General features: G+C 67.5%; 19 protein-coding genes and 1 tRNA gene. 7 read left to right on the top strand and 13 right to left on the bottom strand.

Annotated features, from left to right (window positions below):
- Positions 1-79: 79 nt before the first annotated feature.
- Positions 80-153, top strand: a tRNA-Pro gene (locus A6A25_RS31535).
- Positions 154-284: 131 nt separating this feature from the next.
- On the opposite strand, the gene A6A25_RS31530 is transcribed toward A6A25_RS31535, so the two are convergent.
- The 11 genes from A6A25_RS31530 to A6A25_RS31480 form a co-directional block, all read right to left on the bottom strand.
- Positions 285-1442 (bottom strand): site-specific integrase, encoded by a 1158-nt coding sequence (locus A6A25_RS31530; protein ID WP_073896434.1) that lies wholly within the window; start codon positions 1440-1442, stop codon positions 285-287.
- The gene (locus A6A25_RS31525; protein WP_241829013.1) at positions 1426-1653 is read right to left on the bottom strand and encodes a helix-turn-helix domain-containing protein; all 228 of its coding nucleotides are present in this window, start codon (positions 1651-1653) and stop codon (positions 1426-1428) included. The genes A6A25_RS31530 and A6A25_RS31525 overlap by 17 nt, the downstream gene beginning before the upstream one ends.
- Positions 1650-2690: a DUF3631 domain-containing protein gene (locus A6A25_RS31520; protein ID WP_241829012.1), complete on the bottom strand. Its 1041-nt coding sequence runs from the start codon at positions 2688-2690 to the stop codon at positions 1650-1652. Before A6A25_RS31520 ends, A6A25_RS31525 begins: the two co-directional genes overlap by 4 nt.
- Before the next feature lie 116 nt (positions 2691-2806).
- Entirely contained in the window at positions 2807-3379 is a 573-nt protein-coding gene (locus A6A25_RS31515; RefSeq protein ID WP_073896432.1) for a DUF2742 domain-containing protein, read from the bottom strand.
- Positions 3380-3405: 26 nt separating this feature from the next.
- Positions 3406-3732: a hypothetical protein gene (locus tag A6A25_RS31510; protein WP_241829011.1), complete on the bottom strand. Its 327-nt coding sequence runs from the start codon at positions 3730-3732 to the stop codon at positions 3406-3408.
- 152 nt (positions 3733-3884) lie between these two features.
- On the bottom strand, positions 3885-6110 hold the full coding sequence (locus tag A6A25_RS31505; protein ID WP_083668833.1) for an FtsK/SpoIIIE domain-containing protein: 2226 nt from the start codon (positions 6108-6110) through the stop codon (positions 3885-3887).
- Positions 6107-7207 (bottom strand): hypothetical protein, encoded by a 1101-nt coding sequence (locus A6A25_RS31500; protein ID WP_073896431.1) that lies wholly within the window; start codon positions 7205-7207, stop codon positions 6107-6109. Before A6A25_RS31500 ends, A6A25_RS31505 begins: the two co-directional genes overlap by 4 nt.
- The gene (locus A6A25_RS31495) at positions 7204-7470 is read right to left on the bottom strand and encodes a hypothetical protein (protein ID WP_073896430.1); all 267 of its coding nucleotides are present in this window, start codon (positions 7468-7470) and stop codon (positions 7204-7206) included. Before A6A25_RS31495 ends, A6A25_RS31500 begins: the two co-directional genes overlap by 4 nt.
- Positions 7467-8042, bottom strand: coding sequence for a RapZ C-terminal domain-containing protein (locus A6A25_RS31490; protein ID WP_198932928.1), 576 nt, complete (start codon positions 8040-8042; stop codon positions 7467-7469). The genes A6A25_RS31495 and A6A25_RS31490 overlap by 4 nt, the downstream gene beginning before the upstream one ends.
- Positions 8042-8236, bottom strand: coding sequence for a hypothetical protein (locus A6A25_RS31485; protein WP_143193538.1), 195 nt, complete (start codon positions 8234-8236; stop codon positions 8042-8044). The genes A6A25_RS31490 and A6A25_RS31485 overlap by 1 nt, the downstream gene beginning before the upstream one ends.
- Positions 8236-8481 (bottom strand): hypothetical protein, encoded by a 246-nt coding sequence (locus A6A25_RS31480; protein ID WP_073896428.1) that lies wholly within the window; start codon positions 8479-8481, stop codon positions 8236-8238. Before A6A25_RS31480 ends, A6A25_RS31485 begins: the two co-directional genes overlap by 1 nt.
- Before the next feature lie 99 nt (positions 8482-8580).
- Here A6A25_RS31480 and A6A25_RS31475 point away from each other — a divergent pair, with 99 nt between their 5' ends.
- The 3 genes from A6A25_RS31475 to A6A25_RS43460 all read left to right on the top strand — a co-directional run bounded on the left by A6A25_RS31475 (position 8581) and on the right by A6A25_RS43460 (position 10982).
- Entirely contained in the window at positions 8581-9423 is an 843-nt protein-coding gene (locus A6A25_RS31475; RefSeq protein ID WP_143193537.1) for a GntR family transcriptional regulator, read from the top strand.
- Positions 9405-10256: a glycosyltransferase family 2 protein gene (locus tag A6A25_RS31470; protein WP_241829010.1), complete on the top strand. Its 852-nt coding sequence runs from the start codon at positions 9405-9407 to the stop codon at positions 10254-10256. The genes A6A25_RS31475 and A6A25_RS31470 overlap by 19 nt, the downstream gene beginning before the upstream one ends.
- A gap of 525 nt (positions 10257-10781) precedes the next feature.
- Entirely contained in the window at positions 10782-10982 is a 201-nt protein-coding gene (locus A6A25_RS43460; protein ID WP_143193536.1) for a hypothetical protein, read from the top strand.
- Positions 10983-11406: 424 nt separating this feature from the next.
- On the opposite strand, the gene A6A25_RS31465 is transcribed toward A6A25_RS43460, so the two are convergent.
- The gene (locus tag A6A25_RS31465) at positions 11407-12576 is read right to left on the bottom strand and encodes a tyrosine-type recombinase/integrase (protein ID WP_073896426.1); all 1170 of its coding nucleotides are present in this window, start codon (positions 12574-12576) and stop codon (positions 11407-11409) included.
- Between the two features lie 19 nt (positions 12577-12595).
- A complete protein-coding gene (locus tag A6A25_RS31460) occupies positions 12596-13147 on the bottom strand; it encodes a hypothetical protein (protein ID WP_241829009.1) in 552 nt (183 codons plus the stop codon).
- A gap of 76 nt (positions 13148-13223) precedes the next feature.
- Between A6A25_RS31460 and A6A25_RS46935 the strand changes: the two genes are divergently transcribed.
- The 3 genes from A6A25_RS46935 to A6A25_RS43455 all read left to right on the top strand — a co-directional run bounded on the left by A6A25_RS46935 (position 13224) and on the right by A6A25_RS43455 (position 14530).
- Positions 13224-13550 (top strand): helix-turn-helix domain-containing protein, encoded by a 327-nt coding sequence (locus A6A25_RS46935; protein ID WP_083668839.1) that lies wholly within the window; start codon positions 13224-13226, stop codon positions 13548-13550.
- A 91-nt stretch (positions 13551-13641) separates the two neighbouring features.
- Positions 13642-13767, top strand: a complete 126-nt coding sequence (locus tag A6A25_RS46495) for a hypothetical protein (RefSeq protein ID WP_274534356.1) — start codon at positions 13642-13644, stop codon at positions 13765-13767.
- A 79-nt stretch (positions 13768-13846) separates the two neighbouring features.
- Positions 13847-14530, top strand: a complete 684-nt coding sequence (locus A6A25_RS43455; RefSeq protein WP_143193535.1) for a hypothetical protein — start codon at positions 13847-13849, stop codon at positions 14528-14530.
- The last annotated feature ends 219 nt before the right edge of the window (positions 14531-14749 follow it).

Genomic DNA, 14749 nt, shown 5'->3' with positions numbered 1-14749 from the left:
TCTCCCAACCCGGGGGGCCGTGTCGGGGGCCTGTTGCGAGTGCGCTAAGCTATCCGCGCACCCCACAACGGGATGCGGCCGGGACGTGGCGCAGTTTGGTAGCGCACTTGACTGGGGGTCAAGGGGTCGCAGGTTCAAATCCTGTCGTCCCGACGGCCGAAAGAGCCCGCTGATTCAGGTGAAACACCTGGTCAGCGGGCTCTTTCCGTTCAGAGGTTCGATCTTCGGTTTGATCTTGCTGTCGTCTCACGCGGCGGGTGAGTGTCTAACTGAGCGACTACGGTCTAACTGGCCTTGGGGAAGATCCGGTCCATCGCGGTCGCCCCCTCGACCATCACGGGCACGATCTGGTGCCGGTAGACCGCTTCGGTGACGGCCGTGCCGCTGTGGCCCACCAGGCGCGCGATGTCCTCCAGTCGCACGCCGGACGCGGACAGGACGGACACGAAGCTGTGCCGCATCTCCCGAGGCGTCCAGTCCTTCGGGTTGAGCCCAGCGGCCTTGACCACCCGCCGGAACGCGCGCCGGACGTTGTGGGAGTCCAGCTCGGTCCCGACCTGCGAGGCGAACACCAGTCCGTGTTCCTGCCAGCGCTTGCCTGCCAGTTCGCGCCGGGCCTCCTGGTAGACGCGGTGCGCCTTGAGCGCGTCCACGCACCGCGTCGGCATGGCCAGCGTCCGCCGTGACTTGCGGGTCTTGGTGTCGCCGTCCTGGCGAACCGACCGCCACACGGAGATGGACGGCAAGACGACTGGATCGGCGTTCGGCTTGCCCTCAAGGTCCACGTGTCCCCACGTCAACGCGCGCAGTTCCTCGGTGCGCGCGCCGATGAGCAGGGACAGCACCACGTAGGCGTACAGCGGCGTGTTCTCCGACGCGTCCAGCACCGTGGCCACCTGGTCGAGCGTGAGCGCTTTCGACGGACGTCCGGCCTGCCCGGTCGGTACCTCGCACAGCGGCACCACGTTGCGCTTGACCTTGTCTCGCGCCTGCGCCATCCGTACCGACCGGTTGAGGATCGAGTACACCAGTCGCAGCGTCCGCGTGGACAGCGTCAACGACAGTTCGGCCAAGAACTCGTCCACATCGTCGGCGGTCAATTCGCGTAGCTTCCGGGCTCCCAAGTTCGGGATGATGTGCCCTTCGGCCTGATAGCGGTAGTTCTTCACCGTTTCCGGATCGCGTCCGCGCAACCCGTAGTCCAACCACGTGGTGACGGCATCCTTGACGGTGTAGCCGTGCGGCGTGATGGCCAACCCGTCGTCCAGGTCGCGCAGGATTTCCTTGAGCTTGTCCTTGGCTTCGGTCTTGGTCTTGCCGCTGGCCTTGCGGGTGATCCGCTTGCCCTTGGCGTTGTACCCGATGGTGGCGGTGGCGATCCACCGTTGCCGCTTCTCGTCCCAGTGCAGGCCACCATCCCCGCGACTACGCCGTTTCGCCATACTGCACCCCCGATTCCTGCTCCAACAGCGCGACGTAGGCCCGGATCGCGGACGACGGGATGAGCGTGGCGCTGCCCTGCTTGACGAACTTGATCCGTCCGGCCCGCATCTGCTCGTAAAAGGTGCTGCGGCTGAGGGACAGCAGCTTCATTGCTTCCGGCACCCGGTAGAGATACTTGGCCAATCCCGTACCCGTGGTTGTGTCGTTCACCGCTCCCCCTCGTCGGATCGGTTGTCGGCGGCTGGCAGGTATCGAGCCCAGGCGTCCGCCAAGCCCACTTGCTCGACCTGGGTGTTGGTGGGGTGGATGACGTAGCCCTTGGCGTTGGTGTTGTTGTGCTTGAACGTCATCGGAGCGACGTGGTAGACGCTCAGTTCCTTCGCGAGTCGTTGCGCGTCGAGCGGTTTTCCGTTCACGTCGGACCACGGGGCGTCGTCGATCGCGCGGAGACGTGCCACGATTTCGGCGCTGTGCATCCGGTCGGTGCGTTCGGCGGTGAACAGTGCGCGGAGATCGGCCAGCAGTCGGACACCGAGTGACGGGGTGGTCTTCTGGCCGAACACGAAGTGACTGCACGCGGCACGCGCGGTGGTCGGCCAGTGTCCGCCCGCTTCCTCGGCAATGGCCAGTAGCGGTTCCCAGATTTCGGCCGGTCGGTCATCCACACCGGGCGGCATGTCGGGTTCCGCTTCGACCAGCCGTTCCCCGATGCTGGTGGCCCAGGTGCTCAGCGCTTCACGGATCGGATCGACCTGCCGGATGACCTTCGCTTCCCGGTAAGGCTCCACGTGCTCGTCATGACGGCGGCGGCGCAGGTGGATCGTGATGGCGCGGGTGGTGATGGTGTCGGGCATCCTTCCGGCGAGTCCGGCCAAGGCGGTGGGTGCGAAGATCGGAAGGCGTTCCACCGTGAATCCGGTTGCCGGGTCGCCCTTGGTCTTGGGCACGGTGGCGGTTCGTTTGTAGCCGAGGTTGAGCATCTGTCGGACCTCTTCGTTGCCCGCTCCGCCCGTGCCGAAGATGGTGTCTACCTCGTCCATCAGGATGGTGATCGGTCCGGCCGCGACCATGCGCACGAGCGAGGCAGCCGAACCGCCTGCGGTCATCTCCGGTTCCCTGGTCAGGTGTTGCGCGATCTCCAGCACGCGCGTCTTTCCCGATCCGGGTTCGGGTGAGGACAGGATGAGTCGGGGTGTGCTGTAGAAGGCGTCGGCGACCCAGGTGTGGGCGTACCAGAGCGCGAGCATCGGTGCGCAGTGCTCGTGCGGGAACGCGGAGAATCGCGCGACGAAGTCACGGACCTGGTCGAGTACGACGTGACCGGGCAACGGCGAAGTTGCCGGGACGACGCGGAGCGCGGCGGTCATGCGGCCACCGCCAACGACGTGGTGCTGTCGTGACGGGTGCAGCGGACCCATGACGTGTCGGGCAGACGCGCGGCCAACTCGTCGGCCATCGGGTGCACGAACCGCACGAGCGTTCCGCAACCGGGATGTGCGCACGGCAGGTCGCTGACGAGCTTCCGCTTGGCGGTCAAGCAGAACGGCTGGTGTCCAGCGATGTGGGGGAGTTGGTCGGGCGCGGTGGCGGCGGCCCGTGCGCGTTCGCGGTGGCCGATCTGGGCGTCGGCCCAGTCGGCGGCGACCTGGCGGGCGATGGCGTGCGGGGTGGACTCCTCCAGCCGTGCCAGCGCGGCCAGTACCACGGCGGCGGGCTTGCGCGGGTCGCGGTCGTCCAGCGCGATCCACTCAGGGCTACCGGCGAGCGGGATGAGGCTGTGCGGGCCGGTGAGGGGTCGGCGGGGCGCGGCGGCGTAGGCGCGGTGCAACAGCGGTTCGGCCCACTGTCGGACGGCGGCCGGGTCGAACCGGGGTGCGCGGTTCCACGGGCGGGTGCCGTCCGGGTCGCAGAACGGGCGACGTGTCCTAGTGCTCATGTTCTGTCTCCTGTGGACGGTGGCGGTCAGTTGCCGAGGTGGCGGCGGTTGTTGGCGGCGGCGCGGCGGTTGCGGCGGGTGCGGGTGAACGCGTTCCACGCCCTGCGGCCGGTGCGCAGCCGCAGTCCGCTGCCGCCGCAGCGGCGGCACGGCCGGTAGGCCAGTGCGAGCGGGGCGCGGTGCTTGCCCGCTCCCTTACAGGTGCGGCAGGGCTTGAACGGGTAGGCGGCGTAGAGGCCGATGTGGACGACGGCCAGCAGGACCAGGCCAACGATGCCGATCGGCTTGACGGACGGGTTGTCACTGAGGGTGAACAGCAGGAGGGTGGCGAACGCGACGCGTGAGGGGGTCACGAGGTGGCCTTTCAGGCTGTTTTCGGGTGTGCGGCACCGACGCCGCTAGGAGCTAGGGCGCTGATCAGGTGGGAGATGTGGTGCTAGCGGGGGCGCTAGGTCTAGCGGGGCTTGCCGCTAGGCCCAGCGCTCCGCGCGGCTAGGCCGGTGGCCTACTTGCTGTCACGTTCGGTGATGGCGTCCGTGATGGCGGCGTAGGTGACGCCGCGCCGGTTGGCTCCCTTGCCGGTGCCGGGGTCGGTGCCCCAGACCTGCTCGGTGAGCACCCGGTAGGGCTTGAGGGCGGCGGCGAGGGTCTTGGCCTTGTCCTTGCCGTCACGGTCGTCGCCGTCCGGGGTCACGGCCCAGGCGCGGTACCGGTCCGGACGCAGCTCTGCGAGCTTGTCCACGATGGACTCCGACCACATCTTGTCGGCCTCGCCCATGACGGCGGCGATGTCGGGCAACAGGGTGTCGGTGGCGTCCACGTCGGCGGCGGTCACGTCGAGTCCGGCCGCGTAGCCGGACAGCAGACCGGCGGCGGCGCGGTGCGCACGCGCCTGGGCGGTGATGGCCTCGGCGGTGGGGCCGTCGATGTAGACGGAGCGGACGGTGGTGGTCTGGTCGACCACGCCCTTGAGCAGCCCGATGCCCTTGTCGGAGAACGCGAACTGGTTGGTGCGCTCGCCGTTCTGGTAGGACGAGGTGCCCAACACCATGTCGTTGGCCACCTGGCCGGTGGTGCGCAGGCAGTAGCGCAGGGTGGCGTTGTCGCTGATCTGGGTGGGGATCGACTTGGAGTCGGGCCGCTGGGTGGCCAGCAGCAGCACGATGCCGGTGGCGGGGCCGCGCTTGACCAGGTCGGTGCAGATCTCCTCAAGCTCCTTGCCGTGTTCGGGGTGCTCGAACCACACCTGGCACTCGTCCACCCCGACCACGATCGGGTGCAGCCCCAACGACTTGCGCGACGCCAACTCGGTGGTGACCTTGCTTTCCGGGCACAGGTCGCGGGGAAGCTCCCGGATCACCTTCGTGCGGCGCCGCATCTCCTCGCGCAGCTCCCGCAGCGCGGCCAGGGCGTAGCCGATGTCTTCGGGGTCGTCACCGGCGCGGTAGCGGTGCGAGACGACGGCCAGCGGGGACAGGTCGCCAGTGCCCTTGAGGTCGTAGGCGTGGATCTGGGAGCGCGGGTCGAGCGCGGCGATGAGCAGCAGCTCGCGCAACGCGAACGTCTTGCCCATGCGCGGGATGGCACCGATGATCCCGGCGACGAACATCAGCGCGAACGACACCCACCGGCCGCGCGGGTCGGTGCCGAACGGCTGAGGGTCGAACAGGTCGATCGGCTTGCCGGACCGCAACGGCCATGCAGGCTGCTTGGCCTTGGCCATGTCCCGCATGCCCACCCACAGCAGCAACTGACCGGGGTGGCCATCGGGCATCTGTTCGGGCCACACGCAGCCCAGCGGACGGCCCAGGCCCGACGCGAGACGTTCCCGCCTGGCGACCACGTCGGCGGCGGTGACCCCGCCGGGAAGCTCGATCTCGGCACGCCAGCCGGGGCCGTCGTGCTGGATCGGGGCCAGGAACCCGATCGCGTCCGGGTTCTTCGACAACGGCCCGTTGATCCCGGAGATACCCAGACTGGCCAGCGCCCGCACCACGCTGTCGCTGGTCAGCTTGGCCACGTGCGCACCCACCACGGCGCGGCTGGCGATCGGCTTGTCGGCAGGGGAGCCCAGCGTACCGAGGATGCCCAGCGCGACCGTGCCGCACAGCCACATCACCCAGGCCGGGGCCAACGACGGCAACAGCATCAGCAGCGTCACACCCACCACGGACCCGACCAGCAACAGGATGGTGCGCAGCCGGACCCGGGCGTTGCGTTCGGCGGTGAGCTTGAGGTACTTCTCCGCTTCCGCCTGCCGCGCCATCTCCCGCCGCAGCGGACGCCCTTCCGCGTCGGACACCCACCGGCCGGTGGCGGCCATGAGCAGCAGCGCGCCGCGCGGGGAGCGGGCGGCCAACCGCCACGCGTACAGCGGCACCCGTGCCGCGTGGTAGCCGGTGGCGTGAGCGTAGTGCTTGAGCACCCACCCGGCGGTCTGGCGGATCTCGGCGGCGCTGGACAGGTAGTGCGGGACGATCGGCTGCCTGGTCTGGTGACGCAGCCGGGTCACCCAGTCCGAGTCGTCGGCAGGCTCGTCGGAGTCCACCAGCGTGACCGGCCGACCCTCCCCGCCGATGTCGTCGTGGTCGTCGTCCACGATCTCCGCGTCGAGCACCACCGGGGTGGGCTCGACCTCCGCACCGGTCGTGCCGGTGGGGCGCAGCGGGCGGACGTTGTCCGGCACCTCGTCCGGGGAGGCGGGGCCGTTGAAGTCGGTCGTGGTGCTCACCGGGTCACCTCGCTCTCGTGCCGGGCGGCCAGGTACTCACGGATCTCACGGGCGTACTCACTGCCGCACCGCAGGTGGGCGCGAATCGCACTGCCGGACGGCACCGGGGGCAGCGTCCCAGCGGTGACCGCAGCCAGCACGCGGGGCAGCAGCTCACCCGCCCGCTTGGACAGCACGGGCAGCGGTTGTGCCTGAACGATCGGGGTGTCAGGCATCCTCGGGTCGATCTCGTCGTTCTCCGGGGAGTGGGGCGGGTCCGCCAGTGACGCAACCGTCCCGGTCGCTTCCGTCACCTCGGCCGGTGACGCCGCGACGGAGTCGGCGGTGGGGGTGGTGTCACCGTGGTCGAGTCCGGCGAACTCGGCCCAGATGACCGGCATCACGGTCACGGCGGCTACCGCCACCAGAGGGCCGATCGAGTGCGCGAGCAACGTCATCGGCTCGAACGTCTCGGCCACGAACGGCAGGTACGGCCAGACGTTGAGCGTCAGCGTCACCGCCAGCGCGCCGCGCTCCACGCGGTTGAGGTGCGGGTGGTTGAGCACCCGTCCACGGGTGGCGAGGTAGGCGCGGGCAGCCACCACGACCAGCAGCACGGCGGAAATTACCGGCTCCACCGCCCACGCGCCCCACCACGCCGCGCTGTAGGCCGGGGTGTTCAGGGTCAGGGTGTGGTGAACCCCAGTGGTCGACCAGGCCAGCGCGCCGACCAGGGCCGTCATGGCCACCAGCGTCAGCACCGCCCGCACCCGCGACGCCTGCCACGCTCGCGCCGCCGCGTCCTGCGCCAACGCGTGCAACCTCGCGGCCTGCATGGCGCGCTTGCGGCTGCGCCGGACCTTGCGGGAATCCACCGCCAACGGCGCGGTGTCGCCCTGCAAGCTCAGCAGCGCGTGCGCCTCGTCCACCTCCGCCCGCAGCCGCCGCACCCGCCGCGTGCGCACGAGCACCTCGTGACGTTTCCCTGCCGGCTGTGTTTCGTCTTCCGGCTGCGCCGGGGCCTGAGCGGCGACGTAGCGGACCACCTCGGCCACCGCCTGGCCCACCTCGTCGCGGTGGTCGTCGGGACCGGGTACGGGCAGCGTCGTGACGCTCACCGGGTCACCTCCTGGCGGCGCATCCGCATCGAGCGACGCGGGGCGGACTGGGGACGGGCCACCAGCACGGCGGCAGCGATCAGCAGACACAGCGCGGTGAACGCGGCGGTGGTGTGCTCGCCGTGCGCGACCAGGGTGTAGAGACCGCACGCGCCCATCGCGGCCGACACGACCAGCCGCCACAACAGCACCGCCACCACGAGGACGACGACGGCCAGCAGCGCGAACGGCAACGGGTAGGTGGTGACGAGTTCGGCGGTCATCGCCCCGCCTCCCGGTTGTCGTCGCCGTCGCGCAGCACGCGGGGCAGATGGACGTGCAGGTGCTCAACCTGCGCCGGAACGGGGTTTCCGCCGTTGCCCATCGGGTCGGTGGCCAGCAGGTGCGCGAGGTGTTCGGCCAGCGCCACGGAGCGGTGCCGACCACCCGCGCACCCGAACGCGACGGTCACCGGCTTGAACGCGATCACGCAGAGGTGGAACACCCCGTGGTAGAGGCCGTGGACCAGTTCCACCGCGCCGGGGGTCGTCATCACGGCGTCGCGGACCATCCAGTTGCGGCCGTCGAGGTCCAGCAACCCACCGTTGCGGGCGCGGGCGGGGTCGCGCAGCAACTGCCGCACGTCCACCACCAGGTCAGCGGCGGGCGGTTCGCCGTGCAGGTAGCCGAACGACACGATCCGCACGGGCGGCGGTTGGTGTACGGAGGCTAGGTCCGACATGCTTGTGCTCTCCTGCCTGCTCTCATGGGTGCTGGAGACCAGGACCGGCGGTGTCTTCTTGGCCGGAGTCGGCCGCCGGTCCAGGGTGTTCGGGAAGTGGAGTCGGACGCTCATCAGGCGGCCTCCGACCCGGTGGACGCGGTGAAGTCGTCCCGACGCTCCCCGTCGGCCAGTGCCGCCATCACCTCGCGCTGCACGATCTCTCGCACCACGTCGGTCAACCCGGCGAAGTCCACCCGCAGACGGTGGCCGTCCATCACCACGAACCGGCTCGACTGGCTACCCAGGTCGTTCTGCGTCACCGCCATCACGCGGCCTCCGTCCGGACGACGTCGGACGTCGGCGGGTACACACGCAGCGCTCGCACCGTGCCGGTCAGCACCCGGTGCGCCTTGCGGCGCGTCCGGCGCTTGTGCGTCGTGCCGTCCACCAGCGCCAACATGGCGGCGGACAGCTCGGCAGACTCGTCCGCCAGTTCGGCGGCCACCTCCACGATCAGCGCGTCGATCGCGTCTTCGGTCAACCCGTCCGGGCTGAACCTGTGCTCGTCCATCTCGACTCCGGTTCGCTAGTTTGCTATCAAACCTGCAAACCGGACGCTACACACAGTTCCGCGAGGCACGCAAGAGGGTTTGCCAGCAAACTGGCAAAGATGCACTACGATGACGGTATGGAGCCTCAGAGGACGACGGCGCGGCAACCGTTGGCGCTCAAGATCGCGGACGATCTCCGCATCCGCATCGAGACCGGCAAGCTGCGGTCGGGGGACTCGCTGCCTCCCCTGCACGAGCTGGTCAGCGAGTACGGGTGTTCGACGGGAACCGCCCGCGCCGCGATGGGGCTACTCAGGCAGCAAGGCTTGGTTGTCGGGGGAAGGGGCAAGCCTCTCACGGTTCGGCCGCGTCCCAAGCGCGTTGAGCGCAGCTCCGCACGTCACCAGGTCGAGAAGAACCTTGTCTTGCAGTCGGAAGATGTCCGACGCAATAATGGGCTTGCCGAAAACGACATGGGCTCGTCGTTCGATGACTTCGACTTCGAGGCAAAGTATTCGATAGTGCCTGCTGACGCTGACCTGTCCGATGCGTTCGGCGTGCCGGACGGAACGTCATTGCTGCGACGTGAATTCACGCACAGTGAGAAGAAGACTGGCGTTTTGGCTGCCTGGTCCGTGTCGTGGCTTCCGGTGGACCTTATCCGTAGCAACCCGGACATCTCCGATCCTGCCAATGCGAAGTGGCCGGGGGGGACGATGCATCAGCTCTATACTGTCGGTATCGAGGTGGAGCAAGTTATAGACCATGTGACAGCCGCGATGCCTACCACCGTGCAAATGGACGTTTGGAACCTGGCGGAAGGTACGCCACTCCTCTGGGTGCGCAGAATCTCGATCGACACAAGCGGTCGCGTGGTGGAAGTTTCTGACGCGCAATTTCCGTCCGATCGGACGATGCTTACCTTCAATACTCAGCTTGAGCGATGGGACGCCACGAAGTGACTCGCCGTATCTCCATCATCACTGCCGCGTACGCGCCTCTTGCCGACTACTTCTCCGAGACTGTGGAGAGCGTTCAGCAGCAGCGTCTGCCCGATGGGTGGGAGCTAGAATGGCTTATCCAAGAGGACGGCGAAGTACCGGGCTTGGAAGCGCGAGTCGCTGGTATTCCTGGCATTAAGTACGCCTCGAACAGGGCTCATACCGGAATCGCGGCCACGCGCAATCTCGCGCTGACGCGTGCAACCGGAGACGTCGTGCAGGTCCTTGACCACGATGACGTCTTGTTGCCTGGGGCGTTCGAGAAACTTCTTCCGTACTTCGATGACGCGTCGGTGCACTGGGTCGTTGGTCAGGCCGATGACTACCTCAGTGACGGTTCTCGCCGAACGTATGAGTCCGCGCTTCCTTTCGGTCCCGTTCCCGCTGGTGTGGTCAACACGTGGGCCATGAAGCATGACGGCAACTGGCCGATCCATTGTGCTGGTCTCTTGATGCGGGCCCAGTTGGTCCGCGCGTTCGGCGGATGGGGAGGCACGCCCGTTGACGACGATATTATGATGTTCAGTGCCATGTCCGAGTGTGTGGACGGCTATAACTCGCCGGAAACGACGTGGCTCTATCGGATTCACGACCGACAAACTCACAAGAGTGCGCAATGGCGGGAACGTAGCAGCGATGGACGTCGGATCGCGCTACAGCGGATCGAGGCGATTCGGAGTGTCGGCCTCAAGGTGGTGGGCGATCCGTCATCCGCGCCTCCGCCTGCGCCCGTTCGCGTTGGCCCGGCGGCGAAGGAAGGTGCCGACGGGCAGCCGTGGTGGAAGACGACCTGACCGGACGTGGTTGGCCAAGCGGCACATGTGCGGGTGCCCTGTGCCTGTGACGCTTCCTCGCTGGCTGGGTTTCGTCTCCACGCGCGCTGGTCACTTGATCCTGTGTCAGGTGCGCGCGTTGAGTGCTGCTTGGTTGGCAGGCCCGGCAGGACGGCTGTAGCCGAAGCGGGCATTGGTCTGGCGTGAGGGCTGGTTGTTCTCCAAGGGCCGTAACAGCCGTAACGGCCGTAACCGCGCTGGTCAGGCGGTTACGGGTGGCTGGTGACGGGGGCAACCGGGTCTGGTCGAGCCGTAACTAGTTACAGGTGTGGGAGGCGAGCCGTAACCGCCTGACCTGCATGGTTACGGCGGTTACGGCTGTTACGGCTCTGAGGAACAGGCGGCCGGATGCCACCGATCGACCAGCATTGGTCTGCCCGCTGGGATCGGCCGGTGACGCAAGCGACCGGGACGCAAACGTCACCCCGCGCCCCCTGCGGCTACAGCTCGCCCTTGCCTGCCCGCAGGCGGCTAGGCTTGCCTGCTATGACGAGTCCGGCGGAGCTTGAGCGCAAGGTGCGGCAGCTCGACAACGACGTTCAGTCGATCTACGAGATGCTGGCGACGATCGAGGCCACGCAGAAGCGGCAGGGCAACCGGCTTGCTGAGATCGCGAACGCCCAAGTGGAGCACGGGGCGAAGCTGGACGCCATCTTGGAGCTGTTGCGAGGCAAGCGGCCCGAGTAGGGCCGGTGAGCGGGAGAACGGCGCTCAGCGTGCCCTGAGACGGTCGTAGCCGCGCCGTCGCGCGACGGCCCTTGTTTTGGGTACCGGCGGACACACTACGCACCGCTTAAGGCTTGTCCATAGTGGACTATGGGTGCGAGTGTCTGAGTGACTAAGTGAGTGACAACCTGGCGGCATCGTGTCGGACGGCTGTGGACGTTGCAGGACAATCGATGCAGGTCGCGGTGACTGTCCAGGCTGGACTATCGGCCCTGAGAAGTGCCTGGGGGTCAAGGGGTCGCAGGTTCAAATCCTGTCGTCCCGACGGTCGAAGTACGGCGAAAGCCCAGGTCAGGGCCTTGGATCACTACGGTGAGACAAGGCCCTGATTCTGTCTGAGGGCGCGTCGTCTCACAATTTCTCACGAACGCTCGTACTGCTTCTTTCAGCCCAGCAGCTCATCGAGCTGGTCGGCTGCTTGGCGCAGGTGCTCGACGTTCGGGTGGATATACACCCGCTTGGTGAAGCTGAGGTCCGCGTGGCCCGCCCAGGCGCTGACGATCACGTCGGGCACGCCCGAGGTCGCCAGGTAGGTCAGGCAGGCGTGCCGAGCGTCGTAGGGCCGGACCTTCCGCACCTTGGCCTGCTCCATCAGCTTGTGGATCGCCCGCCGGAACCGGTCGGTCTTCCAGGCCACACCCAGCTCATCGACCAGCACGAACCCGGACCGCTCGTACAGCTCGCCAGCCCTGATCGCCTCCGTCGCCTGCCGGGCTTTGAACGCCCTGAGTGCCGCATGCAGGGGCTTGGGCAGGGGCAGCTTGCGCTTGCCCTTCTCCGACTTCGGCCCTTTCTCCTCCACCTCACCCTCGACCAGCGTGCGCGTCAGCTCGACCGACAATGTCCCTGCGTCGAGGTCAACGGCGCTCCACCTGAGTCCACAGACCTCGGCGGGCCGCATCCCGATCAGCGCCAGGAGCACGGGCGCGTGGAGCCGATGGCCGCGGATCGAGGCGAGGAACTGTCTCACCTCCGTCTCACTCCAGGGCACCCGTAGGGCCGCCATAGCTGCCGCCTTGCGTCGCGCTTCGCGCGGGATCTGCGTGTACTGGGCGACGTTGCGGACCACCAGCCTGCGCCGCATCGCCACGTTCAAGGACGACCTGAAGCGCCCCAGCGTGAGCTGCACCGACCTGACACTGAGCCCGCTGCCGACCTTCCCACCGCGCTTCCGGCCGGAAGTGAGCATCCAGCTGACCAACTCGTCCACGTCCTCTTCGGTGACGTCCTGAAGCCGCTTCCCGCCGAGTCGCTCGCGCACCGGCAGCAACGCGTCGGCGTAATTCGCGGCGGTCGCCTTCTCGACGTCGACCGTCGTGGACTTCAACCAGGTGTCCAGCCAGGCCGACACGGTGGTCTTGTCCGGCCCGACGAACATCCCCTCGTCAGTCTGATGCTTGACCTTGGCGTACTCGGCGCGTGCTTCCTTCTTGGTGTCGTAGGTCTTGGTCAACTGCCTACGCTTGCCGGTCGCCGGGTCACGCCCGATGTCGATCACAAACCGGTACCTCGTCGTACCGTCCTTCAACTCGATCTTCTTGATCGGGTCCCCCACGAGCTTGTAGCTCCTTCGATCAGGCCCCCTCCGATGAGCCCAGAGGGGGCAGCAATCCGAGTTCACGGGCCCTGCGGATGTACCGCGCCGCCTGCGTCCGAGACCTGTTCATCACGTTGGCCACGGCCACCGCGGGTGCCCTGTTGCCAGCTGCCACGGCGTCGGAGTAGATCCGCGCCGCACGCCGGGCATCGTCATCGGCCTGGTTGCGGATGCGTTCATCCGCGTTCGGCAACGAGGCTTCACGCTGCTCGACCGGCTGGATCCCGGGCGGCAGGGTCGCCAGCCACTCATCCCGCACGGATGCGGGCACCGTGGCCTTTTCGACCGCCGCACGTGCCATCTGGTCGATGAGGATCTGCCTCATGACTCCCGTCGTGACGGGTGCCGCCGCCTTGCCCTTCACCGTCACCGACAGCACGACCGGCCGGAGGTCGGGACCGACGAACAGCTCCATCGTTGCCGCGACGTCCGGCTCCTCCAGCACGAAGTTGGCTTGGAAGCGAACCGGGATAGCGCTGTCAGGCGTCAGCGGCAGGTAGCCGTCGGGCGGCAACACGTCGACCGACACCCAGGCGATCCGGAAATTCTTCGGTAGGCGAGGCACGGCAGAACGATACGCACCCCCTTCACCGTCAGTGCCTTGGATGACCAACAAGGTATGCCATGGCTACGGCATGAGTAAAGACCGTTCGAGTAACGTGGTCGGTATGACTAACGGGGGGAAGACTCTGGCGGACCGCTCCGCCGAGCTTCAGAACTGGATTCGCACTGGTAGAGCACGACGGCTCCGCGTCGATGCCGGGCTCAGCCAAGCGCTGGTCGCGCAGGACTGCGAAGTCACGGCGTCCACTGTGCACCGCTGGGAGATGGGGAATCGGCTGCCTCGTGGTCGCAACATCACCGCGTACCACGGCTTCCTTGCTCGCCTGGTCGAGCGGGAGCGGCAAGGGGGTGAGTCCGATGGGGAGTAGGCAGGAGGCCAAGCGGCGTCCGACTCTGGCGGAGATCAAGGCGACGTGGCCGCCATCCGTGGACGTTCCGACCGCGGCTACAGCGTTCGGGATGAGCCGCAGTAAGGCTTACGACCTGGTCGCCCGCGACGAGTTCCCTGCCAAGGTGGCCAAGTACGGCGGCCGGATCATGGTGATCACCGAGTCGCTCGTCCGCGCACTGTCCGCAGGGGACTGACGTCATGGCTGAGTTCGGGGGACAAACTCCGCCTGGAGTGCACGACGAACCACCGACCCGGCGCCTGCGGGTGAGGCCGGTGCACGAGGTCGACATCAGGCAGACGCGGTTCGCTTGGCGGGCTACCTACCCGTCGGCGAGGTCGCGTTGCTGGTCGGCAAAACCGGCGTTGGCAAAGAGCACGATTGTCGTGGACCTGGCCGCGAAGCTCACCACGGGACAGCTCAACGGCAACTCCATCGTGCGCCCGCAGTTGGAGAAGTTGAGGCTTCTGGCGCAGCAGACGGGCACGACCATGCTGGGCATCGGCAACTTCCGGAAGGCGACAGCGGGGGTCATCAAGTCGAACGCGGTGTCGGTGTCGGGCGTCTCATCGCTGTCCTGCAGGACCGACTTCGCCACCGTCATGGCCGACGACGGAGGCGAGACCGCGGTCGGTCGGATCGTCTGGCAAGGGCACTCGGCGACCTCGGTCGTCGACCTCCTCCAGCGCTCCGCGTACGACGACGGGGACGAGTTGGCGGATGCTGCCGCATGGCTCACCGACTACCTGATGGAGCGCGGCGGTGAGGCCCCGGTGCTGGATTTGCTGGCCGAAGGGCACCGGGCCGGCTTCTCCAAAGACACCCTGAAGCGGGCCGGACCAGAGCCGAAGTCCGCTCCGAGAAGGCCGACTTCGATGGCAGTTGGGTGCGGCGGATCAATCCGACGAGGCGCGCTCTTCGCAGGACGAAGACCATCATCCACAGCCGTAGCAAGCTAGAGATCAGGACACCCGAAGGGCGTCCTGACCAACTCGACCACCAGCCCACCGCATGGCCCACGCCGCGCTGACCGCGACACCTCCGTGTCGCCGCCGGCGTGCGTGGGCTGCGCAGTGGCCGGTGTGGTGACGGACCCGGCCGGGCGCCGGACGTGAGGTCGGTGTCCCGACCGGGTGGGCTCGTGCGCGGGCTCGCAACCACGAGTGCTGCACCGGACG

This window comes from Saccharothrix sp. CB00851 (genome assembly GCF_001905065.1).
Lineage (GTDB): Bacteria > Actinomycetota > Actinomycetes > Mycobacteriales > Pseudonocardiaceae > Actinosynnema.
Note: the sequence above shows the minus strand (reverse complement) of the source record. Positions and strands in the feature narration are given on the sequence as shown.